Below are 24,337 nucleotides of genomic sequence, written 5' to 3'. Positions count from 1 at the left end.
CTTGATAGCCCTCGTCACCGGCTTTGGCTCTTTTGGTTCCCTCGCGAGCAATCCCTCGGCCGAGTTAGCGAGACGTCTTGCGGCGCGACCACCCGACGGGTGGGAAGTGGACTGTGAGGTGCTGGCGGTCGAGTATAGGGCGGCTGCCGAGGCTGTTCGGTTGCTCACGCGGCGCAGCTACGATGTCGCCCTGCTCTTGGGTGTTCACAACCGCGACACACGCATTTATCTCGAGCTGTTCGGGCGTAGGGAAGTGGGCGCGACTCCGGACATGGCAGGTGAGACGGTCGGTCCAGACTGGTTTCCGCCCGGGCCGGAGCGCATCGGCAGCAAGCTGTTCGGTCCGCCTCTCATGCAAGGGCTAGGGGATTCACGGGTGACCTGGTCGTACTCGGCAGGCGGGTACCTGTGCAACGCATGGTACTACCTGGCTCTGGTCACACCGGGCGCGCCGCCTTGCGGCTTCGTGCATGTGCCACATTCTGAGGAGAGCAAGCCGCAAGGCACACACATGCCCCTCGACGAGCAAGAGCGTCTGCTTAGAACGATCCTGATCTCGCTCGCGCCACCACTCGCTGGACACGAAAGGAAGATGGGATGAGAAGAGCGCTGCTCAGTGTGTGGGATAAGACAGGAATCGAGGAGTTTGCCAGAGGCTTGGCCGATCTGGGGTTCGAACTGATCTCCACCGGAGGCACCGCGGCGAAGCTGCGAGAGGCGGGCCTAACCGTCAACGAAGTCTCCAAGGTCACCGGTTTCCCCGAGATCATGGACGGGCGGGTCAAGACGCTTCATCCTGCTATCCACGCCGGCCTCCTCGCCGACCCGTCTGTGCCGGACCATCTGGATGCTTTGGAGCGGCTTGCGATCGGCCGGATCGAGGTGCTAGTGGTCAACCTGTATCCGTTCAGGGAGACCATCGCGAAGGGTGCCACACGAGCAGAAGCCATCGAGATGATTGACATAGGCGGACCGGCCATGCTGCGTGCTGCGGCCAAGAATCACGCTGCGGTCGCCGCCGTGTGCGACCCGGCCGATTACCCCCGCGTGCTCGGTGAGCTGCGGCGCGAGGGCCAGGTGATGCCCGAGACTCGGGCGGGACTTGCGCTCAAGGCGTTCTCTCTAACCGCGCGCTATGATGCCGCCATCGCCGAGTATCTGGGTGAGGGAGCGAGCGATACGCTCGCCCTGGTGATGCCGCGCTGCCGCTTGCTTCGCTACGGCGAGAACCCGGACCAGCAAGCTGCGGCCTACCTCGACCCGGACTTTGCCGGTGCATCGGCGCTTAGTGCACGAGTGCTCGGCGGCAAGGAGCTGTCGTACAACAACATTCTCGATGCAGATGCGGCCATCGAGGCGGCACTCACGTTCGCCGAGCCCGCCGCAGTCGTGGTGAAGCACTTGACGCCGTGCGGAGTGGCGCTAGCCGATACCCCGGCCACAGCAGTCAGAAGAGCTGTGGATGCCGACCCCGCCTCGGCATTCGGCGGGGTCGTGGCGATCAACCGCTCTGTGGACGAGCAAGCGGCAGCCGAGCTGACTGCGAAGAACCAGTTTCTGGAGGTCATCGCGGCCCCGCACTTCGAGGATGGGGCGGCAGGGACGATCTCCGCAAGGTCCGGCTGGGGTGGCTCGGTCAGATTGCTGGAGTTCGGGGACCGGCCGCTCATGCCCGGCTGGTCGCTTCGCAGCGTTGCGGGCGGAGTGCTTCGCCAGAGTGCCCAACCGCTTGCACCATTCGCGCCCCGCACGATGACGCGGCGGCAGCCGACGGATGCCGAGATGGCCGAGATGGAGTTCGCGTGGCGTGTCGTGCGCTACATGAAGTCGAACGGCATCGTGGTGACATCCGATCGCTGCACCCGTGGGGTCGGCAGCGGACAGACGAGCCGCGTGGCTTCTGTCCGCATCGCCCTGGAGCAGGCGGGCGAAGCTGCCCGAGGAGCCGTTCTCGCCAGCGACGGGTTCTTTCCGTTTCCCGATAGTATCGAACTCGCCGCTGCTGCCGGCATCGTAGCGGTTGTGCAACCTGGCGGTTCGAAGCGAGACGAGGACGTGATCCGAACCGCAGACGCTCTCGGACTTGCGATGGTGTTCACAGACTGCCGGCAATTTCGGCATTGACGCCTTGATCTTCGAGTCGAGAAGGGCTACAATAAGAACAGAATGGCCAGTTCCGGAAAGACCGTAGACCCGATCCTCATAGGCATTATCGCGCTGGGCGTCGTCGGCGTGGGAGTCATCTACTTTCTCTCCACTAATCAGGAGATCACCCCGCTGCCGGAGCCGGACCGACCGAACCTGACAAAGCCACAGTCCGCACTGATGTCGGGGAATGCCTCTATGTGGGGTTCCGGCGAGCAGCAGGACATGATGGGCATGGGCGGCGGGATGCCTATGGGTCCGACTGTAGGCCCAATGGGTCCCGGCCCTGCAGGCCCAGGTGGCGCGCCCACGGCGACCGGCGGCGTATCCCTCTAGTCTGCCTCAGCACGTAATCGCTTGCACCCGCTTCCAAACGCGGGGTAAAACGGCGTTTGATTGACTTATTCCGGCTGGGAAGCCCCCCATCCGCCATAGCCGGGCGTCATTCGGCTTCTTGGTCATCTGCAGCAGGAGTGGAGCAAAGGAAATGACCGTCCCACCAGTACTCAATGTGGGCTTTTATAATTTCGTTGTTGCAGACAAGATCATTGCGATGGTGAGCAGCGAGTCCGCCCCCATGCGACGTCTCATCCAGCAACTGCGCAAGACAGGAAACCTGATTGATGCCACCCAGGGACGGCGCACCAAGAGCGTGATCTTCACATCGTGCGGCTCCGTGGTACTCTCCGCAATCTCTCAGGAAACCCTCGCCAAGCGGCTCTGCAGCGGCGATATCGGTGAAGAGGAGTAAGAAAGGACCGGTTCTGAAACGCTGTGAGGACGGAAAGAGGGTAGCTCGATGCGTCTGATGCGGTCCCTGCTGTCGCGTGTGTATTGCGACATGGGGGTGGACCTAGGCACCGCGAACACGTTGGTGTACGCGCAGGGCAAGGGCATCCTTCTTCACGAGCCCTCCGTCGTCGCGATCGACTCGGATAGCAAGCAGATTCTGGCGGTCGGTCTGGAGGCCAAGCGGATGGTGGGCCGAACACCTTCGTCCATCGTCGCCATTCGTCCCCTTCGTGACGGCGTCATCGCAGACTACGACCAGACAGAGCGGATGCTTCGTGACTTCATTCGGAAGTCGGCTCGTCGGCGCTTCGCCTGGTATCGCGTAGTGGTAGGCATCCCGAGTGGCGTGACGGAAGTCGAGCGACGTGCGGTGTATGAGGCGACGCGCCGGGCCGGCGCGCACGAGGCGTATCTCATCGAGGAGCCCATGGCGGCGGCCATCGGTGCAGGTCTTCCCGTCGAGGAGCCTACCGGCTCGATGATCGTGGACATCGGCGGCGGTACCACCGAAGTAGCGGTCATCTCGCTGGCTGGCATTGTTTACTCCGTGTCCATCCGTACTGCCGGCGACGAGGTGGACGAAGCCATCGGCGCGTATGTAAAGCGAGCGTACAATCTGCTTATCGGCGACCGAACCACGGAGAACGTCAAGATCGAGATCGGGTCCGCATACCCGCTCGAGCAGGAGCTTCGGACGGAAGTGCGCGGACGCGATCTGATCACGGGCCTTCCGCGTAGCGCATGCATCACCTCCGAGGAGTTGCGCACGGCAATCGCCGAGCCGCTGAACCAGATCGTGGATGCCGTCAAGCAGGCGCTGGAGGCGACGCCACCCGAGCTCGCCGCCGACATCATGAACCGCGGCATCTGCCTTGCAGGGGGCGGCGCGCTACTTCGTGGCCTCGACCGCCTTATCATGAAGGAGACCGAGATGCCGGTCTTCGTCGCCGACGAGCCGCTGAACTGCGTGGTCCTCGGCACCGGCCGTGTGCTGGAAGAGATCGAGCGTCACCCTCAGCTCAGCAAAGTGCTCAAGCATTCCGGCTCATGAGGCCCACACGCCAAGACCGTCCCGGAGATTGGGCGCTTCTCGTCCTGCTCGTGCTGGTGAGCTTCATGCTTGCGAACGATCGCGGAATCGTTTCGGAGCCCATGAGCCGGGTGGTTCGATCCGTCCTCCTCCCGGTGCATGCGGTGGTGAACTCCACCTATCTTGCCGCGACGGATGCACTGCTGGGACTCAGGCAGGGCTCGACCCTTCGAGCCGAAGTCCGAGAGCTTCGGGCCAAGGCGGAAGAGGCAGAGGCGCTTCGCCTCAGACTTCGCGAGCTCGAACTGGAGAACGAGCGCCTTCGCTCGATCGTCGAGACTCTGCCGAGCCTATCGCCGGGGAGCGTGGCGGCCTCCGTGATCGGCTACTATCCCCTCGAGTCGACTGCCACGCTTTCCGTTGGGTCGCGCCATGGTGTCAGAGTCGGTGCCGCAGTCGTGGCGCCGAAGGGCTTGGTGGGTGTCGTCGAGCAGGTGGATGCAAGCACCTGTCGCGTGCTGCTCAATACCTCGGATCGTTTTGCTGTGGGTGCTCGGCTTGCAGGCACGGATTCGCGGGCCGCGGGTGTTGCTCGTGGCACCGGCGGGCCGAATCTGCTCCTCGACCACCTTTCGGAGGCGGCGATCGTGAGGATGGGGGAGCGCGTGGTCACATCGGGAATCGGGCAGCGTTATCCGAAGGGGATCCTGATTGGGACGGTCGTGCGCGTGTGGCGAGACCCAGCGTACGGTTTCGTGCGTGCCTGGGTGGCGCCTGCCGTCCGCCCAGACACCGTCGAGGAGGCGATCATTCTCCGATGAGACGCCTTGCCCCGGCTCTCACGGCCCTATTCTTTTTTGTGTTAGCGGCCGTGATCGAAGGCCCACTCGCGCACCGGATGGCTATCTTGGGTGCTCCGCCTTCGCTGCTGCTCATCTGCGTGTTCTGCACCGCTCTGTTTGCGGGGAGAGCCTGGGGTGCGGTACTGGGATTCGCCGTCGGGCTGGGTCATACTGCGATAGCTGGCGGAGCTGGTGCGGCGTTTTTGGTGAGTGGGGCCGTCTCCGGCTTCGCGGCTGGCTGGGCCCCAAGGTTTGTGAGCCCACAACACTGGGCGGTCGGCTCATCCGTCGTGTTCGTGTGCTCTGTGCTGGCGAAGGGCCTGTTCCTGCTCCTTAACCCTCAGCCCGACTTGGGCAATTGGGTACAACTAACGGTGGTGGGCAGCGCATACAACGCTGTCCTATCGCTACCGATGTACCGGCTCCTTGTACGGGCAACGAAGGCCGCGCAAGAGCACTAATCACAAAGAAGTGGAGGTACTTCAATGTCAGGTATCGCTGCTCCCCAGGAGCCTCACGCGACCCCGAATCCCACCGGAATGCATGGCGAGGGCAAGCTTTTCCGAATGGCCCAGGCACAGCTTGCCACAGCCGCCAAGTATCTCGACCTCGATGCCGGGCTGCACGAGACTCTCTCGATGCCTCGCACCGAGATCACGGTGAACTTCCCCGTGGTAATGGATGACCAAAGCATCAAGGTGTTCACCGGATACCGTGTACGGCACAACAGCGCACGCGGACCGACGAAGGGAGGTATCCGCTACGCGCCCGACGTGGACATTGACGAGACACGCGCTCTGGCCATGTGGATGACGTGGAAGTGTGCCATCGTCAACATCCCCTACGGTGGTGCGAAGGGTTCGGTATGTGTGGACCCACATACGCTCAGCATGCGCGAACTGGAAAAGATGACGCGGCGATACGTAACCGAGATCAACATGATCATCGGTCCCGAGCGGGACATTCCCGCGCCCGACATTGGCACCAACCCGCAAGTCATGGCGTGGATCATGGATACCTTTAGCATGCAAGCCGGATACGCCATTCCCGGCGTCGTTACCGGGAAGCCGATACCTCTCGGCGGCACGGAAGGTCGGGTGGAGGCTACCGGACGAGGAGTGATGGTAACCACTCTTGCAGCGGCAAGGAAGCTGAACCTGAACGTGAACGGGGCCAAAGTAATCGTGCAGGGTTTCGGTAACGTCGGAAGCGTGTCCGCGAAACTTCTTGCAGAGAAGGGCGCTACGATCGTCGGTCTGAGCGATGCGGTCGGCGCGGTCTACAACCCCAAGGGCCTGCCTATCGAGCAGTTCCTGCCTCATGCCGGGCGCGACGGTATCTTCCAGGACTTCAAGGAGGGCGAGCACCTGTCGAACTCAGAGCTTCTGCTGCAGGAGTGCGACATCTTGGTCCCGGCGGCAACGGCAGGTCAGATCACCGCTGAGAACGCGGACCAGATCAAAGCCAAGCTAGTTGCCGAGGGCGCCAACGGGCCTACCACGCCCGAAGCGGACGACATTCTTTCCGACAAGGGTGTGCTGGTGGTGCCCGACGTACTCGCGAATGCGGGCGGAGTAGTCTGCTCGTACTTCGAGTGGGTCCAGGACCTGCAGGCCTTCTTCTGGCACGAGCTCGAGGTAAACGAGCGCCTGGAGCGCATTATGCTGGATAGCTTCGACGCCGTGTGGAACACCTCGCAACAGCACAAGACCAACATGCGTATCGGGGCGTACATCATCGGGGTGAAGCGCGTGGCCGACGCGACGGTAACCCGCGGCATCTTCCCGTAGGCTGTAACCGATCGGGGCCGCCGTGCCTCTAAGAGGACGAAGCGTCTTAGGGTGCCTGTCCGACGAGGAGGTTACGGAATGCGAAATCACGTCATGGAGCCGCGAGTGCGGAGATGGGCCAGCCTGGCCCTGATCGGCATCGCGGCTCTGTTCATCTCTGGTCAGCAGGCCAAGGGGTACCCGAGGCTGGAGACCCGGCTCTTGTCCAGCAGCAAGATGCTCGCCGATAGCGCGGGCAGCGTTCGAATCGTCTGCCGCGACCATATCGCTTCCAAGAGTGTTGGCGGTGCCGAAGTGTCGGTGAGACTGCGGGCGGAAGGCGGCAAGGAGTACGATCTCTTTTCGGGCAAGACCGGGCCGAATGGCAGTGTGGATGCCAACTTCCGCGTGCCCAATCTCCAAGCAGGCTCGTACAAGCTGGTCGTCGAGACCGAGGGCCTCGGCGAGCGGGACGTGCTGGAAAGCGACGTGAGGGTGGAGCGGCCGGTCGGCATCCTGCTAACCACCGATAAACCCCTCTACCAGCCGGGCCAAATCATCCACATTCGGGCACTCGCACTGTGGACTGCGAATCGCAAGCCGGTGGCTGCGCAGGACGCCGTGCTGGAGGTGGAGGATTCCAAGGGCAACAAGGTGTTCAAGAAGGCTCTTCGCACCTCGCAGTTCGGCGTCGTCTCGGCGGACTTCCAGTTGGCGGACGAGATCAATATGGGTCCGTACACGATTCGCGCGCTGATTGCTGGGAGCGACGAGCAGAAGACCGTTACCGTGGACCGCTACGTGCTCCCAAAGTTCAAGGTGACCGTGGAAACGGACAAGCCGTTCTACGTGCCGGGCGAAGTCGCGACCGGCTGGGTTCGCGCGGATTACGTCTTCGGTAAGCCTGTCTCGGGCGCCGCAGTGGAGCTCATGTTCAGCAAATACGATGTGGGCTTCAGCGAGTTCGCGAAGTTAACCGGGCGCACCGATTCAGAAGGGCGCTTTCGCTTCGAACAGCGCCTCCCGAGCCACTTCGTCGGACAGCCGTTGCAGCAAGGCGCCGCACTGATGAGCGTCCATGCCAAAGTGACCGACACCGCAGACCACACGCAGGAGGCGAGTCGCTCGGTCACGGTGGCACAGAGCGGCATGATCGTGAACCTGATACCCGAGCGCCCGACGGCAGTGCGAGGGCTGGACATGAACGTCTTCGCCGTGTGCTCGACTCCTGACGGGCGGCCGGTCGGGGGCGCCAGTGTTTGGGTGGGTGATGACACGTCGGAACCGACGCGCGCCGCAATTGCAGACGAGGCAGGGATCGCCATCCTGAGCGTGCCCAAGGCGATGTTCGCGTCGGCGGGTGCATCGGGCCCTGCGAGGTTGGTAGTGTCGGCGCGTGACTCGGCCGGCAACGAAGCTATGGGGAGTCTGGACCTGGCTGCCGATGCATCGGACGCGGGCATTCTCTTGAGGCCACACACGTCTCTAGTGCGTGTCGGGTCGGATCTGGTATGCGACGCTTACCTCGTCGGGGGCGGACCGACGGCAACCGTGTTCTTCGACGTGATTAAGAATGGGCGAGCGGTGCTTACCCGGTCTGTGGATGCCGTGAACGGCGTGGCGAGGCTGACGCTTGCACCTACCGATGACATGGCAGGCACCATTCGCGTGCTGGCCTATCGTCTCACGCACTCGGGCAACATCGTGCGGGACTCGCGCGTGGTGTTCGTGTCACCTTCGTCGGACCTAGCGGTGAAGCTGACACTCGATCGCGAGACCTATCGCCCTGGCGAGAAGGCCACGCTGCTGCTGCAAGTGGGGCGCAAGGGCGTCTCCAGCGTAGGGTTGAGCATCGTGGACGAGAGCGTGTTCGCGCTGCAAGACATGCAGCCGGGCATGGAGCGCGTGTATTTCATGTTGGAGCAAGAACTTCTACACCCGCGCTATGAGATCCACTCGATCACCCCTGGCAGGTTGTTCGAGCCCGCCGACTACTCCCCGGCAACTCAGCGAGCCGCTCAGGCGCTCTTCGCACAGGCAGAGCCTATCACTGGAGTGGCCGTTGACGCTAACAGCTACACGAAGAAGCTCGAGCCCTTCCTCGAGCGGTGGTCGAAGGACATCGAAGCGCGAGCCACGCGCATCGCCGCGGTGGTAAAACGGTGGCAGGACGAGCGTGCCGGCGCCCCTAACGATCGCATCGGCATGCCCGCGACGGAAGCCGACTGGAACATGCTGGTTGCGCGCGGGTGGCTGAGTGCAAATGACATACGCGACGAATGGGGCCGACGTCTGCGAGTGCGCAACTGGGAGGACGCCTGGGCTCAGGCAACTTGGCGGGGGCGAGGTGGCCAGCAGTTCGCGCATACGCTGCTAGTTGTCAGCGCAGGGCTCGATGGGGTGTTCGACACCTTCGACGACATCACGGCGTACGTGAGTGTCCACGGCGGCCAGGGAACGGTGTTCGGTCTCGGCTTCTTCGAGAACGGCGAGTTCATCGGACAGCAGCTTGGCAGAGGAGATGTAGTGTGGGGCATTGGTGGGCGAGGCGGAGGTGGCGTGTTCCGACTCGGACGGGAAAGCGAGATGGCGGTGGACAAGGCGCTTCTAGCGGATGCCATGATGTTCAAGGCGGGTGCGACAGAACTCCCAGCATCTCAGCCGATTGGTGGGATGAAGCCGGAAGGTGCAGCCGAGCCACGCATGAGGCAGTACTTCCCCGAAACTGTGTACTGGAACCCCGAAGTGCTAACCGACGAGAACGGACGTGCGAGTATCGAGATACCACTAGCGGATTCCATCACCACCTGGCGTGTTAGCGCATCGGCGGTCAACGGATCCGGCAACCTCGGCTCGTCTACTATCGGTTTGAAGGTGTTTCAGGACTTCTTCGTAGACATTGACCTGCCCGTCGCCCTCACGCAGAACGACGAGCTGAACATACCCATTGCCATCTACAACTACCTGCCCGGTCGTCAGAAGGTCCGTCTCGTGATGGAATCCAGCGACGGCATCGAGTTCCTGAGTGGGCGCGAGCAGACCGTGGAAATGGGACCTAGCGAGGTTCGCGCGGCCTACTTCAAGTTTCGGGTGAAGGGTCTGGGCAGGCAGAAGCTGGTGGTGAAGGCGTATGGTGATAGACTGTCGGACGCGATGACTCGCGAGATCGATGTGTTGCCGGATGGACGTAGAGAGACCATAGGCAAGAGCGGCCAATTGAATGGCACCGAGCAATTCACAGTGGACATTCCGGGCTATGCGATCGACGGTGCATCGAATGTGCTGGTTCGCATCTACCCCGGGGTGATGGCGACGGCCATAGACGGGTTGGACAACCTGCTACGCATGCCGTTCGGATGCTTCGAGCAGACCAGCTCCGTCACGTATCCGAACGTGTTGGTGCTGGACTACATGAAGCGAAGCAAGCAGATTACGCCTGCGATCCAGATGAAGGCCGAACAGTACATCAACCTCGGCTACCAGCGACTGCTGAGCTTCGAGGTGCCCGGAGGAGGGTTCGAGTGGTTCGGCAATCCTCCCGCGCACCAAGTGCTGACTGCGTACGGCCTGATGGAGTTCGCAGACATGGCCCGCGTATACGCCGTAGACCCCAATCTGCTGACGAGAACGCGCGCATGGCTGGAGTCCAAACAGGCCGCCGACGGCACCTGGACGCCGGACAAGGGCGGCATCGCGGAAGGCGCCATCAACCGCCAGAGCGACGTGTTCAAGACGACCGCCTACATCGCATGGGCGCTTGCGCACACAAGCGAGAAGAGCGCAGCGTTGCAGAAGGCGACGGGATGGCTGAAGCAGCGGTTTGCGGCCGAAAACGATCCATACGGCCTAGCACTGGCAGCCAACGCGTTCTACCTATCTGGTGACAGGGCGGCGGGCCGGCAGGCTCTCGATGCCGTGCTCGCTCAGGCCAAGCGCGACGGCGATCACATCTACTTCGCGGCGTCCGATCGCACGCTGGTATACGGCTCCGGGCGTGGCGGCGACGTGGAGACCACCGCGATCGTGGCCCTCGCACTTACGGAGGCCGGTGACAGGGCAGAGACGCTCCAGAAGGTGATCGCCTACCTGATCGCGGCGAAGGACCCGAACGGCACGTGGTATTCCACTCAAGCCACCGTGTTCGCACTGAAAGCGCTCATTCGCGCTTCGGAGGCTACTGCCGAAGGGATGAACGGCGAGGGTCGTGTGTTAGTGAACGGAAAGGTGATCGGTACGTTCGTGCTAACCCCCGAGGACTACGAGGTAGTGCGCCAGTTCGACGCACGCGATGTGGTGACGGTAGGCTCCAACGATGTCCGCATCGAGTACTCAGGTAAGAGCGGCCCGATGTACCAGATCGTCGGGATCTACTATGCTCCCTGGGACAAGGTGCGCAACCGCGAACAGCGCGAGATGGACATCGAGGTCCGCTACGACAAGCGCGACCTCGCCGCCAACGACATGGTGACGTGCAGGGTTTCGTTGGAATATCGGGGGCCAGGACAGGCGGCCAATATGGTCATCGTGGACCTGGGCATTCCTCCCGGGTTCGAGGTGATGACCGGCGATCTGCAAGAGATGGTAGGCAGCAAGGTGATCCAGAAGTTCAGCCTCACCGGCCGACAGGCGATCCTGTACTTCGACAAGCTGGAGAAAGGTAGGGCGGTGGAGTTTTCGTATCGGCTGATCGCCAAATACCCGCTGCGGGCCCGCACTCCATCCAGCCGGGTGTATCAGTATTACAACCCGGACGAGGTGACCTACTCGCCCCCCCAAACGCTGACTGTGTCTGCAGACAGGTAGCTTTGCATATCATGTAGGGGACGGGGCGCCGCCGGAGGCGGCGCCCCGTCCCGTTCCGCCGGCCCTGCGTGGTAGTACGATGCAGTGAGGGGGTATGGGGAATACGGTAAGGTGAACGCGCGTTAGGAACTGCGCGAGCCTGCTCGCGCTTTCTGTCGTGGCACTCCCGGGAAGATCCAAGGCGCGAGAAGGCTCGCGCAGTTCCTAACGAGGCTGGCCTGCTAGCTGTCGGTCTGCTCCAGCTTAAGGCCTACCTCGTCCGCCAGCAACAGCAGCCAGCGGCGGCGGCCCTCGAGCAGGTGCGCGAGATTGAGAAACGCCAAGTCCACGAAGCGGTCTTTGCCCGGCAACTCGCCCAGCCGTTGTGTGAAGTAGGCGATGTATGCCTCGTTCTGCTCGATCCACTGCCGAACCGCTGTCACCCTCTCCCGTGGCTTGAGCAGCCGAAGATTCAGGCACCGGGAGCGAAGCGGATCGGACATCATCCCGAGGTCTTCTTCCGAGACCGGCCCCATCATCCATCGGCGGAGCGCCTCGGTGCCCTTGGGCGTCAGCGAGTAAGAGGTCCTTGCTCGCGAGGCTTTGCCAGCTGTCTCTGCGGCAAGGTAGCCGGATGCCTCGAGCCGGCGCAGCGCGGGGTACACAGCTCCAGTGCTGCCGCTCCATCGTGAGCCTTTCGTTCGCAGAATGAGGTTCCGGATGGAGTAGCCGGTTGGGTAGCCGCGGTACACGGCGCCCAACAGAACGTAATCGAACTCGGCGAGTTGCTGCCGGGAAGGCATGGCCTATTGTATCATGTCGCTCACACAACTCAGATCGGCGAAGCGGAAGTTCCCGTTTGGACCGTTCGAGAGGCCGTACAGTCTATACTTGGTAGAACATTCGAAAGGACCTCCGAATATGGTGTTGATTGGGCTCTTCCTGTTCCTACTCGCGTGTATTCCGGCTTGCGTCCCCGCCCAGAGCCCCAGCGATTGGCAGGCCAACTTCCGATCCGACGGGACCCCGAAGCCGCTCGACGACCCGGCCGATAACACGATGTGGCCGAACAAGTGGAGTCGCGCGAACTCCGACGAGTGGCTCGTGAAGAACCACGACCGCATCCGTCAGATGCACCCGCGCATCTTGATGATCAACTTCTCGAACGAAGTGGACCCCGCCAAGCCGATGCGGCTCGCCAACGACCTGATCGCGGCCTTGCGCGAGAGTAGCCGGTATCACGGATACAAGAACCCCTCGGCACCTGCTTTCTTGGAATACAGCGTGTGGCGCTATGTGGACCTGCGGGACGAAGACCGCAAGGAGAAGAACAGCCGCAAGAGCCCCATCAAACCCAACGTGCCGGAGAACCGCTGGAACTGCGACTACGGCGGATTCTTCTCGGAGAAGTTCGCTGAGCACATCGGCGTGCGCGACCCGAAAGACCCGAAGCGCTACCTACGACTGGACGAACTGGTGGATCAGGGTTACGTGCACGAGGTGTGGTTCACCGCCGCGGCGACCGGTGACTTCCGCTGCTTGGAGTGCGTGGAAATGAAGCCGGTGTATGACGACAACTTCCAGCGCATTCCGGACAAGTTCGCGCAGGCTGGCAACGGCGGCGACCCGGATCAGAAGTGGACAGGGCGATCGGTGCGCATCAACTGCTTCAATCAGGATCGTGGAATCGGGTGTGCCATGGAGAACCTGGGTCACTCGATGGAGGGAATGGCGCACAGCGGCTGCATTCCCTACTTCAAGAAGTACTTCTACGAGTATGCGATGTTCGACCTGGACAAGCGGTTCGAGCTTCCGTTCAACTCCTACTACCCGCTTTGGGGAGAGGGGAAGGGTATCAGCTATCCCGATCCTAACACCGCTGTCGTGACGGACGGGGAGAAGACGTGGACACTGAAGAACTACGTGGCAACCGGTGGTAACGTTCACTTTCCGCCGAACGGACGCAGTCACTATGATCAGTCCAACACCGAGCCCGTGATGTCCACCATCGAGGACTGGCGCATGGGCAGTGGTCCGGACGGAAAGGATGTGGCAAAGCCGTGGACCGCGGCCGTGCTAGATCGCTACAAGGATCTGGCGCCCGACTGCATGGGCAAGTGGCTGGTGTATTGGCGTCAGAACATGCCGGGTCTAGACAACCGCTCGAAGGACGACGACGGTAAGCCTATGAAGAACTGGTTCGTGTTCTTGTTCTATTGATACGTCGCAGGTCTGACAACTCCTGTGATCTGACATCCGCTGACCCAGTAGGTGATTATCCATTGCGGTAGCCCGTCGTGCTGAGCCCGTCGAAGCATGCGGTCGGAAATCGCACGCCACCACGCAGAGATGCAGTGATCGGGGCAAGCGTGGGCATGCTTCGACGGGCTCAGCACGACGGTTCTGCGGTGTTGCGCCATAGCGGGCGGCGGGGATCGGACTTCACGGGATGCATGTGTGACGCGCCGCCGCGGGGCGCATCGCCGACCAGAATGGTGGACAGCTTGCCCGCTGAGGCAGGGAGAGGGCGGGCGAGCGGCGAAGAGGCTGAGCAGCACGAACATCCGAGGTCCGAAATGAACGTATCTTCCGACAAGCTAGCTAAGCTGTCGACCGAGTACGGTGGCTATCTGGAAGGCGACAAGGTCAATCGCTTCCTGGACGAGTACGGCATCAACTTCTCCGCTGGGCACTGGTGCGCGGGGGAGTTTCGCGACCGCTTTTGCCCCGATGGCTACAATAGTAACACCGATTTCGACGCCTCCGAAGAGGCTCAGATCGCAAGGGTGAAGGCGGCTGGTATCAAAGGCATCGAGTTTCACGAACGCTGCTTCATAGATGCTCACTATGCAAAGGACCAGCGACGCATCGAAAGCGTGCGTGCAGCACTCGCCGAGCACGGTGTCGTCTGCACCAACATGAACATGAACACGTGGTCCGATCCTAAGTGGAAGTTCGGTGGTGTTACCCATCCCGATCCGGGGGTGCGAAGGGATTGCCTAGCACTCTGCCTGCAAGGGGTAGAGATTGGCAAGGAGCTGGGGTGCGCGTCCTGTCAATTGTGGCCCGGATCCGATGGGTGGGACTATCACTTCGAGGTGGATTACGGCGAGCGGCTCGATTGGTTCATCGAGGGTTGTACTGCCATCGCTGAGCGGGCGGCGCAGTTAGGCCTGAAGTTCGGCACCGAGGCGAAGCAGAAGGAGCCGCGCGAAGGCAACATGATCGTGAATACCGTGGGCAAAGCCGCATTGGTTGCTCTCGAGGTCAACAAGAACCTCGGCAAGACGGTGATGGGCGTGGTGATAGATTACGGGCACGAACAGATGGTAGGTAATCAGCCCGCGGACAGCCTGTACCTGCTCAAGCGCATGGGAGTGCCTATCGCCAACTTCCACATCAACGCCGCGAAGTACAACTCGAACGACGAGGATCGTATCACCGGCACGGATGACATCTGGCGTTTGGTGGAGTTCTGCTATGCCGCGGTGGATACTGGCTACGATGGGTGGTTCGGTGAAGATCAGTTTACGTATCGCACGGAGCAGGTGCGGGCGATGGCGCTCAGCAAGGAGTTCTTCGCCAATGCCATGAAGAAGGCGCTGCTGGTCTACGCCCGCCGTGACGACCTCCGCCGTGCACAATCCACAGGTGACGCCGCCGAGACGATTGACGTCGTGAAGCGCATCATCTACAACGGGTAGTGTCCTCTCTCGGGCGGCGCCTGAGCCATGGAAGTGGGCTATACTCGCCCCGTGAGCGAGATACGGCTTACCCAGATGGTCGCCTGCGCGGGTTGAGCGAGTAAGCTGGGCCCCGCCCAACTCGCGGAGGTCCTCCGCGGGCTCCCCATCCCGACAGACCCGAATCTGCTCGTCGGCCTGGATACGGCGGACGACGCGGGCGTTTACCTGCTGCCCGACGGTACCGCGTTGGTGCAGACGGTGGACTTTTTCACGCCTATCGTGGACGACCCGTATCTGTTCGGCGCCATCGCCGCTGCCAACGCGCTCAGCGACGTGTACGCGATGGGTGGCCGGCCGCTCACCGCGCTGAACATCCTGTGCTTCCCGGCGGGTGTAGCGCCACCCGAGGTGCTGAGCCGCATCTTGCTAGGGGGATACGAGAAGGTGATCGAAGCTGGGGCCGTCGTGGTGGGCGGACACAGCGTGGAGGACAAAGAGCCGAAGTTCGGCATGGCCGTGACGGGCATCGTCAACCCTGGCCAGGCCATCACCAACAAGGATGCGAGGCCCGGCCAGCGCATCGTCCTGACCAAGCCGCTGGGCACCGGAGTGATCACCACCGCCGCGAAGTTCGATTCGTGTCCGCCACACGCGCTGGAGGCCGCATGTGCCTCGATGACGCGGCTGAACCGAGATGCGGCCTACGCTGCAGTGAGGCACGGCGTGCGCACCGGCACGGACATCACCGGTTTCGGACTCGCCGGGCACCTTTCACATGTCGCGCGGGCTTCGGGGGTCGAGTTGCGGTTGCAGTCCGAGCGCTTGCCGCTGCTTCCGGAGGCGAGGCGGTTGGCTGCTGAGGGGCATTCTCCAGGCGGGGCCTTTGCCAACCATTCGTGGCTGGAGGACCTCCTGGAGTTCGCGCCGGGCGTGCCGGAGGAGATGAGAAAACTGGTGGTGGATCCGCAGACCTCCGGGGGGCTGGCGTTGTTCGTTGCGCCGGAGCATGTGGACGCGCTGCTCGCCGAGTTGCCCGGCGCCGCGGACATCGGGGTCGTCGAGGAAGGCCCGCCGCGCATCTTCGTGGCCTGAGCCGGTATTCTGTCGCGGGGGCGAATGGGTGCTGGTGTGCCCCGCGGTCTTCAAAACCGTTGTGACTCGGAAACGGGTCAGGTGGGTTCGATTCCCACACGCTCCCGCCACCGCGCGCCTGTGACTGTGCCAAGATAGGCCCCATGGCCGCCGTCGAGCCCCAGCCGAGCCGCGTGACTTCTGGTAAGCCCCCAATCCGCTTCGACCGCAACGAGTTCGCGGGCGCATTCGGCGACATCGGCACGGACCTGCCGCTCATTGTGGGCATGATCCTGGTTGCAGGGCTGGATGCCGCGAGCGTACTCATCCTGTTCGGCGCGATGCAGGTGCTGACGGCACTATGGTATCGGATGCCGATCCCGGTGCAGCCGCTCAAAGCGGTCGCCGCGCTCGTCATCGCCCAAAAACTTTCGGCAGACGTAGTGTACGGCGCCGGACTGGCCATCGGGCTCGTCATGCTGGTGCTCACCGTCACCGGCGGGCTGGACCTATTGGCGCGGCTGATCCCCAAGCTGGTGATCCGCGGCATTCAGTTCGGGCTCGGGTTGCAGCTCTCCACGCTTGCGCTCCGCGAGTTCGTCCCGGCCGAAGGTGTCGCGGGTTTTTGGCTTGCGGGGGCGGGCTTCGTTCTTGCCATCATGTTCCTCGGCAACCGGAAGTACCCCGCAGCCCTGTTCGTGATCGGACTGGGAGTGCTTTATGCGCTCGTCGCCAAGGCGCCAGTCGCCGGGGCACTCGACGGATTGGGTCTTCGGCTTCCGGAGGTCAGGACCATCGGGTGGGCCGAGGTCTGGACCGGGTTCGTGTTGCTCGCCCTGCCGCAGATACCGCTCTCGCTCGGCAACTCCGTGCTGGCTACTAAGCAGCTCGTGGCCGACTATTTCCCGGAGCGCCCCATAAGCTTGCGTAAGATCGGCTTCACCTATTCGGTGATGAATCTCATCAACCCCTTCTTCGGTGGCGTCCCGACGTGCCACGGTTCCGGCGGGCTGGCCGGTCACTATGCCTTCGGGGCGCGCACGGGCGGGTCGGTGGTGATCTACGGTGCGATGTACCTGGTGCTGGGTCTGTTTCTCAGCGGGGGTTTCGCTTCGGTCATTCAGGTTTTCCCGAAGCCGATCCTCGGGGTGATCCTGGCGTTCGAAGGACTGGCACTGATGGTGTTAGTGCGGGACCAAGCTGCCCCCGACGTGCCGCGTTATGCTCTCCCCATCGCACTGATGGTAGGGCTGATGGCGGTGGGACTACCCTATGGCTATGTGATTGGGATGGCTGTCGGCGCCGTCCTGGCGGCCTCGGCTCGACGGTTCGAGATGGGCGGAGTCTTCTCCAGGTAGCACCTGCACGGCGGTGTCCAGCGATGCCTCCATCCCACCTCGGGTGGAGGAGGGTCTAGGATTCCTACCTTCACCCCGAAGGGGGTGGAGAGATGATGGCGTCTACCAATCCGACCTTACGGCCGGAGACGCTCAATTGCCCTAGAGCCTCTTCCGGAAGTCCTCAGCCGTTATGCGCAGGCCCTCCTCCAGCGGAGTGGTGGGCTCCCAGCCGAGGATGGTTCGTGCCTTGGTGATGTCGGGTTGCCTGCGCTTGGGATCGTCGGGCAGGGGAGGGTGGTGTTCGACGGGCACGTTCGTTCCGGTGACGCGCCGGATCACTTCCACCAGCTCTAGCATCGTGAACTCGTGCAGGGAGCCGATGTTCATTGGCCTTGCATAGTCGGAGAACGCCAGCCGCCACACGCCTTCCAGGATGTCGTCCACATAGCCGAAGCTGCGCGTGTAACTGCCGTCGCCGTAGATGGTCAGCGGTTTGCCCGTCAGTGCCTGCGTCAATAGGTTGGGCACCGCGCGCCCGTCGTCCATGCGCATTCGCGGGCCATACGTATTGAACAGACGCACGATGCGCACGTCCACGCCATGGTATCGCGCATAGGCCATGGTGAGCGACTCGGCATAGCGTTTGGCCTCGTCGTACACCCCGCGCGGGCCGATGGGGTTCACGTTGCCCCAATACTCCTCCGGCTGCGGGTGCACCAGCGGGTCGCCGTATACCTCGGAGGTGGAAGCGAGCATAAAGCGCGCGCCCTTCGCCTTGGCCAGACCCAGCGCCTTGTGCGTGCCGAGCGCACCCACCTTCAGCGTCTGAATGGGTAGACGGTCGAAGTCCACGGGGCTGGCGGGGGAGGCGAAGTGGAACACGAAATCCACGGGCCCGTCCACGTGGATGTATTCGGTGACGTCGTACTTGATGAAGCGAAAGGCGGGGTTGCCGAACAGGTGCTCGATGTTGCTTAGGCTGCCGGTGATCAGGTTGTCGAGCACGATCACGGTCCAGCCTTCTCGGATGAGGCGGTCAGCGAGGTGAGAGCCGAGAAAGCCGGCCCCTCCGGTCACCACCGCACGCTTGGGTTCGGGTTGTGCTTGCACGGGGAGAGTGTATTCCAAACGGGGTCTGCAGGACGAGTCGCAGCGGTGGACGGGTCTGCCCGGGCAAACTGGGCGGCAGCGCGGGACAGGTACGCGCACTCCCGCTAGGCTAGCACTTCACCCGCTGGGCTCTCCGCGCTCCTCGGCTGAGGGCTACGGACTGCAGCCAAGAGCTTTCGTCCCTAGAAGGCCCCGATACGCGAGGTCTAATGGTTTGGTCGTTGACAAATTTGCTCTAGGCCAGGTACTCTCAGCATAAACCTCTTGGATACAATTAGAGTGACGCAAGAATATAAGAGAGTCAATAATGGCTAGAGCTGCCTTTCCTCAACTCGCCGAGAGTGCCTACTTTGGCCTCCGCGACGCAGCACGCCGCTCGCTTCCCTCGAGAGTCACGCCCACCTGGCTCATGGCGAGTCTCAATGGCTACAAGGAGAGCAGCGCCAAGGTGGTGCTTGGGGCGATCCGCCGACTGGGGCTGGTTGATGTTGATGGCAAGCCGACCCCGCTGCTTCAGAAGTGGCGCTGCGACGAGGAGTACCCGGAAGCCTGCGCGCAGATGTTGCGCGCAGGCTTCCCCCCCGAGATCATCGAGGCGGCTGAGGGTGCGGCAGTTTCGACCGAGCAACTGTGCCGCCTGTTCATGGCGGCTGGGCTTGGCGAGAAAACCGCCTACAACGTCACTCGTCTGTTCCTGATCCTCAAGAGCGCCAGGACGGGCCCTGGGCAACGGCGGCTTGGCTCCGCAACGGCTGTGCCTCGGCGTGACCCGACCGCAACTAGACTACGTAGTGCGAGCAAAGGCCGCGTCGGACAGGCTGGACGGCGACCCGGACGAACGGCTCACGACCCCGGTTCCTACCCAAACGATGCTGACCGGAATGCAGGACGGCGAGTCCTGGCTGATGCGGGGACCAACCCTCCCTCTGAAGTGGTGTGGACCGTCCCACTCGACCGTGGTCGGACGGCTACGTTACGATTCCCAGACGACATCACAGCCCGCGAATGGAGCAAGCTCGTAGCCCTGCTTCAGGTCCAGGAGCGATTCGCAAAGGATGTGGAATGAGGCTGCGAGAGCTTGAGAAGTACCTGCGAGAGCGGGGCTGCGAGAGGGTCAGGGAAGGTGCAAAGCACACAATCTATCGTAATCCCGTGTCGGGCAAGACCGCCCCGGTTCCGCGGCATCATGAGATCGGCCGACTAATGGTCCGGCGCATCTGCCTGGAACTCGCGATTCAGCCGCCTGCCACCGACTAGCCTGCGAACGGCAGCGACTCCACTTCGGCGTCGGCCGGGCGTTCGCGAAGTGCCAACTCCCGCCGCGCCTCCATCAGCTCATGAAGAGCGTCCAGGACGTTCTCGCGGGCCTCGTTCTTCGTCCTACCCTGCGAGAAGGCGCCGGGGACCTCGGGGATCGTGGCGATCCACCAGCCGTCCTCGCCAAGTTCGTAGATGATCGTCATGTGCGGTTCCATCTGGCTCTATTGTCGGATACGTTTCAGGTTACCCGAAGTTCTCAGCGGGCGAGGGCGGGGAAGCTGCTACCGGCCCAAGTGCTCGATTCAGCCGGGCCTCCGATTCGCTGAACAGTGCGAATCATCGAGATCGAAAAATTCTCGCAGAGTGATACACGGAAGACTTGACAGGGAAAGAGCAGAATGATAGGATGTCTACGAACCCAGTGCCGAAGACGCTAGACCAAGAAGAGGTGTAGTCGAAGTGAAGAAGTTTACTTCATTGGGATGCTGGGGAGGGGTGGTATTTTCCACTGCCACCCTTGCTGCTCGTGTCATGTGGCCATACCGTGCGCCTGTCGGAGACTAGCCGAAGTGAGATGAAAGCAGGCGCCTTCACGCTTGTCGAGCTACTGGTCGTCCTGGTGATCATCCTCGCGCTCATCGCGATCGTCCTACCCGTCGTAAACATCGCGAGGGCCAGAAGTTTGGCGTCTGGTTGCGGTGCCGGCCTATCCCAGATCGGCAAGGCCGTTCTCATGTACTCAGACGACCACGAAGGGTGGCTGCCGTGTCATTCAGTCCAATCCGCGATGGCCTGGGACCCACATAGGCAAACCGACAACAGGGTAATCGGTCGCCCCAAGGAGTGGCGGGAGTCGCTCAAGCCATACACCAGGTCGTACGAAGTCTTCTGGTGCCCAGCCGACCGCCACAGGGGTACAGACTTCCTCGCGGATCTCGACGAGCCTGACGACCATCGCCAGCTGTACACGAGTTACCAGATGGCCCTGAATCTCTATAGTCCTTCGTACTGGGGTCCCGATGGCTCACTTGCCGTTCGTCTCTCGCAGCTCAAACACGGTGCGAGCAATACCTGCTACATCGGTGACTGGAGCGTACTGCCGGTAGACGCCGACGTCGGGGTTACCCCGCACGGGCACGGAGGCAACGGGCTTTTCCTTGATGGCAGCGTCAGGTGGTACGCAAAGATGGTGACAGTGGCGAAACGGAATCATCCCCTATGACGGCAAACGGGCGTGCAGTGGTGGCCGCAACAGGGGTCGAAGTCTTGGATCACGTTCCACGGCCGCGGTGCCAACGCGCTTTACCTTGATGGCAGCGTGAGGCATACGCGATCGGATTAGCCGTGCGGGCCGATGGCACGCTTGGATTGCCCACCCGATGAAGCGAAAGGCGGGGTTGCCGCTGCTAGATGCTACGTGGGCTGCAGGGGATCAGGTTGTCAAGCACCATCACGGCCCGGCCCTCGCGGATGAAGCGTTCGGCGAGGTAGGAGCCGGGGAAGCCGGCCCCTCCGGTCACCACCGCACGCTTGGGTTCGGGTTGCGCTTGCACGGGGAGAGTGTATTCCAAACTAGGAGTGCAGGACGAGTCGGAGGGTGCGGGCGGGTCGGACGGGTCCGGGGTCGTCGGTTCGCTGCGCGGAAGGCGCCATCGAGATCGAAAGAATCTCGCAGAGTGATACACGGAAGACTTGATAAGGCCCGCGGGAAGTGATAGAATGATTACGAACCCGGCGCGCCAGGCGCTCTAGACCAAGATGAGTTGTGGAAGAAGTGAAGAAGCTCACTTCGTTAGCGTGCTGGGGAGGGGTGGTACTCTCCACTGCCATCCTAGCCACTCGTGTCGCTGAGGCCGGAGGCGTGGGAATCTGTGATTGCGCTTGGCAGACGATGGTCGGGGCGACATTCGCAGTGTTCTTGCCACCCATTGCCGGCGCAGCTTTCTTCGTGCTTCAGTTGCTCAACGGAGTCAATAGAAGCCGATTGCGCCGGATAGCCGGACTTGCCGTCCTGGTGGGGATTCCCGTCGGGGTGGTTGCCCTGGACGCGATGTCCCGCGACGGTGCCCTCTGCCCCTTGTGCGTGGGGTCTGGGCGTGCTTTGGTGTCGTAGCCGCGGCGACCGTCCGTGAAATCGCAGCCCGCGCCCAGCAACTATCGGCAGTTCGCAGCCTCGCATCGCAGGTGCATCGATCAGCAAGGACCGGGCTGTGTCTGGGATAGTTGCACGACGCGGGTGTACGAACTGAAGGACTGTGAGGGGCCATGGGATGCCGGGCAGTATTCGCGCAAGTGCTGTCACCACTAGGGACTAGGGATCGCCCAGTCAAGTGCAAGTGAGGTGCGGTATGAGAGCAGGCGCCATTACGCTCGTCGAGCTACTGGTCGTCCTGGTGATCATCCTTGCGCTCATCGCGGTCGCACTGCCGGTCTCGAACTTGGTTCGCGCACGGAGCCTCGTCTCCGGCTGCGGCAGTAACCTGGGCCAGATCGGCAAGGCGGTCATCATGTACGCGGACGACCACCAGGGCTGGCTGCCGTGTCACTCGCTTCAGTCCGTCAAGGAGCTCGGTGAGCGCGCGAAAGTGCTCAGTACTCCCGTTGTCGGACGTCCCAAGGAGTGGAGAGACTCGCTGACCACCTATACTAGGTCACACGAGGTGTTCTGGTGCCCCGCGGACAGCCACCGCGGCACCGAGTTCACTGCGGAGTACGACCACCCCGAGGACCACCGACAGCAATACACGAGCTATCAGATGTCGCATCTTCTTCTGTACCTTCGCAAGTATAGGGGCCCCAACGGTACGCTCGCCATTCGCGTCGCGAGGTTGAAGACCGGCCCAAGCGAGACCTACTACATCGGCGACTGGGTCGCGCTGACTGCCGACTCCGACTTCGGACTGACGGCGCACGGCCGCGGGGGCAACGGCCTATTGCTCGACGGCAGCGTGAAGTGGCATCCTGAGTTGGTTACCAAATCGGGTCGCAACTAGCAGCCGGGGCAAATCGCCCTGTATTGTGCCGGGCTTCTCCATGCGCCCTCCGATGCGGACGGGGCTCATCGTCGTCGCTGCACCGGGAACCGGGGCAGGGCGCGACTTGTTTCAGTGAATGGCCCGTGAAGAGGCCGGGCGGTGTGGCACGCCCGCCGCCGGAGGTGAATTCGATGAAGAGAGCATTCGTCGCGTTGCTGATCCTGGTTTTCGCGGCCGTCGTCTTTGCGCAGCAGGTCGAGTTCCACGGCCACAAGGTGCTCCGAACCTACATTACCAAGCCTTCGCAGCTCGCCTTCCTGGAAAAGCTGAACGTGGACTTCTGGTCGGAGCGACCGGACCTCGGCCCCGTAGACGTGCGCGTGACGCCCGACCAACTGAGGCGGGTTCAGCAGGCGCGCATCCCGTATATCGTGCTGATCGAAGACCTGCAGAAGCTGATCGATTCGCAGAAATCGGACGTCACCGCCCAGGGCATCTTCGACGACTATCTGACGCTCGACCAGATCAACGCGCAGCTCCTGACCTGGGAGCAGCAGTATCCTGCCCTTGCCAAGCGCATCCAGGTCGGCACCAGTGTGCAAAACCGGCCCATCTACGTCCTTCGTCTCTCCACGGGTGTCAACCAGACCGACAGCTATGGCAGCAAGAAGCTGGGTGTGCTGTATCACGGCGCGGAGCATGCCCGCGAATGGATCAGTCCGCCCGTGGTGCTTTACATCGCCGACTATCTCCTGAGCAACTACGGCGTGGACCGCCGCGCGACGGACATCTTGAACCATATGGACGTGTACTGCATGCCGGTGATGAACCCGGATGGCTACCGATACACCTGGACCACGAATCGCATGTGGCGAAAGAACCGCCGCAATAACGGTGACGGCACCTACGGCGTGGACCTCAACCGAAACTGGGGCTACATGTGGGGAGGCGATGGCTCGAGTGGAAACACCTCTAGCGATGTCTACCGCGGCCCGTCCCCGTTCTCCGAGCCCGAGACGCAGGCGGTGCGCGATTTCCTACTGGCCAATCCTCGGGTCAAGGGTCATCTGGACTACCACAGCTATAGCCAGCTCATCCTTTTTCCGTGGGGCTACACTTCCGCGCAGTGCCCGGACTATGCTGCCTTCCTCTCGGCAACGGGGCGAATGGCGACGCTGATCAACCAGGTCCACGGTAAGGTGTACGACTACGGCAGCGTGGGCGGTTCGCTATACCTCGCCTCGGGCTGCAGCCTCGACTGGTCCTATGCGGTCGCAGGCACCCGGGCAATCACCATCGAGCTCCGCGACACAGGCGAATACGGCTTCGTGCTGCCTAAGGAGCAGATCATCCCGACCTGCCAAGAGAACCTGCCGGCGGCCATAGACTACGCGCTTTGGCTGGACCAGGTCTATCTGATTCCGGCTCGCAAGCGCTAAGTCGTTCTGCACGGGCGCGACTGGGTAGAATCCCGACACGCTGACGGGTCTCAACGGCGAGGCCGGGAACAGCACGTATCGGGCGCTGCCCGCGCG

24 protein-coding genes and 1 tRNA gene are annotated in these 24,337 nt (G+C 62.3%); 21 read left to right on the top strand and 4 right to left on the bottom strand.

Annotated elements, in window-relative coordinates; all coding sequences use genetic code 11:
• Nucleotide 1 precedes the first annotated feature (1 nt).
• The 9 genes from HRF45_01755 (at nt 2) to HRF45_01715 (ending at nt 11,381) form a co-directional block, all read left to right on the top strand.
• Complete coding sequence (locus HRF45_01755) at nt 2-601, top strand: hypothetical protein (protein MEP0765253.1); 600 nt, start codon at nt 2-4, stop codon at nt 599-601.
• Complete coding sequence (gene purH / locus HRF45_01750; GenBank protein ID MEP0765252.1) at nt 598-2,124, top strand: bifunctional phosphoribosylaminoimidazolecarboxamide formyltransferase/IMP cyclohydrolase; 1,527 nt, start codon at nt 598-600, stop codon at nt 2,122-2,124. The genes HRF45_01755 and purH overlap by 4 nt, the downstream gene beginning before the upstream one ends.
• A gap of 42 nt (nt 2,125-2,166) precedes the next feature.
• Nucleotides 2,167-2,481, top strand: coding sequence for a hypothetical protein (locus HRF45_01745; protein MEP0765251.1), 315 nt, complete (start codon nt 2,167-2,169; stop codon nt 2,479-2,481).
• A 151-nt stretch (nt 2,482-2,632) separates the two neighbouring features.
• Nucleotides 2,633-2,896 (top strand): DUF370 domain-containing protein, encoded by a 264-nt coding sequence (locus HRF45_01740; GenBank protein ID MEP0765250.1) that lies wholly within the window; start codon nt 2,633-2,635, stop codon nt 2,894-2,896.
• A gap of 57 nt (nt 2,897-2,953) precedes the next feature.
• Nucleotides 2,954-3,988: a rod shape-determining protein gene (locus tag HRF45_01735; protein MEP0765249.1), complete on the top strand. Its 1,035-nt coding sequence runs from the start codon at nt 2,954-2,956 to the stop codon at nt 3,986-3,988.
• Nucleotides 3,985-4,788: a rod shape-determining protein MreC gene (locus tag HRF45_01730; protein MEP0765248.1), complete on the top strand. Its 804-nt coding sequence runs from the start codon at nt 3,985-3,987 to the stop codon at nt 4,786-4,788. Before HRF45_01735 ends, HRF45_01730 begins: the two co-directional genes overlap by 4 nt.
• Nucleotides 4,785-5,270 (top strand): hypothetical protein, encoded by a 486-nt coding sequence (locus tag HRF45_01725; GenBank protein MEP0765247.1) that lies wholly within the window; start codon nt 4,785-4,787, stop codon nt 5,268-5,270. Before HRF45_01730 ends, HRF45_01725 begins: the two co-directional genes overlap by 4 nt.
• A 24-nt stretch (nt 5,271-5,294) precedes the next feature.
• Nucleotides 5,295-6,599, top strand: coding sequence for a Glu/Leu/Phe/Val dehydrogenase (locus HRF45_01720; protein MEP0765246.1), 1,305 nt, complete (start codon nt 5,295-5,297; stop codon nt 6,597-6,599).
• Nucleotides 6,600-6,677: 78 nt separating this feature from the next.
• The gene (locus HRF45_01715; protein MEP0765245.1) at nt 6,678-11,381 is read left to right on the top strand and encodes a hypothetical protein; all 4,704 of its coding nucleotides are present in this window, start codon (nt 6,678-6,680) and stop codon (nt 11,379-11,381) included.
• A gap of 221 nt (nt 11,382-11,602) precedes the next feature.
• On the opposite strand, the gene HRF45_01710 is transcribed toward HRF45_01715, so the two are convergent.
• Nucleotides 11,603-12,163, bottom strand: a complete 561-nt coding sequence (locus HRF45_01710; GenBank protein ID MEP0765244.1) for a PadR family transcriptional regulator — start codon at nt 12,161-12,163, stop codon at nt 11,603-11,605.
• Between the two features lie 118 nt (nt 12,164-12,281).
• Here HRF45_01710 and HRF45_01705 point away from each other — a divergent pair, with 118 nt between their 5' ends.
• The 5 genes from HRF45_01705 (at nt 12,282) to HRF45_01685 (ending at nt 17,475) form a co-directional block, all read left to right on the top strand.
• Entirely contained in the window at nt 12,282-13,580 is a 1,299-nt protein-coding gene (locus tag HRF45_01705) for a hypothetical protein (GenBank protein MEP0765243.1), read from the top strand.
• A gap of 356 nt (nt 13,581-13,936) precedes the next feature.
• The gene (locus tag HRF45_01700; protein ID MEP0765242.1) at nt 13,937-15,064 is read left to right on the top strand and encodes a TIM barrel protein; all 1,128 of its coding nucleotides are present in this window, start codon (nt 13,937-13,939) and stop codon (nt 15,062-15,064) included.
• A 75-nt stretch (nt 15,065-15,139) separates the two neighbouring features.
• Nucleotides 15,140-16,138: a selenide, water dikinase SelD gene (selD, locus tag HRF45_01695; protein MEP0765241.1), complete on the top strand. Its 999-nt coding sequence runs from the start codon at nt 15,140-15,142 to the stop codon at nt 16,136-16,138.
• Between the two features lie 16 nt (nt 16,139-16,154).
• Nucleotides 16,155-16,248, top strand: a tRNA-Sec gene (locus HRF45_01690).
• A 33-nt stretch (nt 16,249-16,281) separates the two neighbouring features.
• Entirely contained in the window at nt 16,282-17,475 is a 1,194-nt protein-coding gene (locus tag HRF45_01685) for a transporter (protein ID MEP0765240.1), read from the top strand.
• Nucleotides 17,476-17,616: 141 nt separating this feature from the next.
• Here the strand turns inward: HRF45_01685 and HRF45_01680 are convergent, their stop codons facing one another.
• Nucleotides 17,617-18,567, bottom strand: a complete 951-nt coding sequence (locus HRF45_01680) for an SDR family oxidoreductase (protein MEP0765239.1) — start codon at nt 18,565-18,567, stop codon at nt 17,617-17,619.
• 307 nt (nt 18,568-18,874) lie between these two features.
• Here HRF45_01680 and HRF45_01675 point away from each other — a divergent pair, with 307 nt between their 5' ends.
• On the top strand, nt 18,875-19,633 hold the full coding sequence (locus HRF45_01675) for a DUF5343 domain-containing protein (GenBank protein ID MEP0765238.1): 759 nt from the start codon (nt 18,875-18,877) through the stop codon (nt 19,631-19,633).
• Nucleotides 19,630-19,824: a type II toxin-antitoxin system HicA family toxin gene (locus HRF45_01670; protein ID MEP0765237.1), complete on the top strand. Its 195-nt coding sequence runs from the start codon at nt 19,630-19,632 to the stop codon at nt 19,822-19,824. The genes HRF45_01675 and HRF45_01670 overlap by 4 nt, the downstream gene beginning before the upstream one ends.
• On the opposite strand, the gene HRF45_01665 is transcribed toward HRF45_01670, so the two are convergent.
• Nucleotides 19,821-20,030 (bottom strand): type II toxin-antitoxin system HicB family antitoxin, encoded by a 210-nt coding sequence (locus HRF45_01665; GenBank protein ID MEP0765236.1) that lies wholly within the window; start codon nt 20,028-20,030, stop codon nt 19,821-19,823. The genes HRF45_01670 and HRF45_01665 overlap by 4 nt on opposite strands.
• Nucleotides 20,031-20,401: 371 nt before the next feature.
• On the opposite strand from HRF45_01665, the gene HRF45_01660 reads away from it, so the two are divergent.
• Together HRF45_01660 and HRF45_01655 are read left to right on the top strand one after the other, a co-directional pair.
• Nucleotides 20,402-21,049: a hypothetical protein gene (locus tag HRF45_01660; GenBank protein MEP0765235.1), complete on the top strand. Its 648-nt coding sequence runs from the start codon at nt 20,402-20,404 to the stop codon at nt 21,047-21,049.
• 12 nt (nt 21,050-21,061) lie between these two features.
• A complete protein-coding gene (locus tag HRF45_01655; protein ID MEP0765234.1) occupies nt 21,062-21,169 on the top strand; it encodes a hypothetical protein in 108 nt (35 codons plus the stop codon).
• A gap of 64 nt (nt 21,170-21,233) precedes the next feature.
• Here HRF45_01655 and HRF45_01650 read toward each other — a convergent pair whose 3' ends face one another.
• Nucleotides 21,234-21,380: an NAD-dependent epimerase/dehydratase family protein gene (locus tag HRF45_01650; GenBank protein ID MEP0765233.1), complete on the bottom strand. Its 147-nt coding sequence runs from the start codon at nt 21,378-21,380 to the stop codon at nt 21,234-21,236.
• 221 nt (nt 21,381-21,601) lie between these two features.
• On the opposite strand from HRF45_01650, the gene HRF45_01645 reads away from it, so the two are divergent.
• The 3 genes from HRF45_01645 (at nt 21,602) to HRF45_01635 (ending at nt 24,241) form a co-directional block, all read left to right on the top strand.
• Entirely contained in the window at nt 21,602-21,940 is a 339-nt protein-coding gene (locus tag HRF45_01645) for a hypothetical protein (protein ID MEP0765232.1), read from the top strand.
• 235 nt (nt 21,941-22,175) lie between these two features.
• Nucleotides 22,176-22,820, top strand: a complete 645-nt coding sequence (locus HRF45_01640) for a hypothetical protein (GenBank protein ID MEP0765231.1) — start codon at nt 22,176-22,178, stop codon at nt 22,818-22,820.
• A gap of 173 nt (nt 22,821-22,993) precedes the next feature.
• Complete coding sequence (locus HRF45_01635; protein ID MEP0765230.1) at nt 22,994-24,241, top strand: peptidase M14; 1,248 nt, start codon at nt 22,994-22,996, stop codon at nt 24,239-24,241.
• The last annotated feature ends 96 nt before the right edge of the window (nt 24,242-24,337 follow it).

The organism is Fimbriimonadia bacterium (genome assembly GCA_039961735.1).
Classification (GTDB): domain Bacteria; phylum Armatimonadota; class Fimbriimonadia; order Fimbriimonadales; family JABRVX01; genus JABRVX01.
Note: the sequence above shows the minus strand (reverse complement) of the source record. Positions and strands in the feature narration are given on the sequence as shown.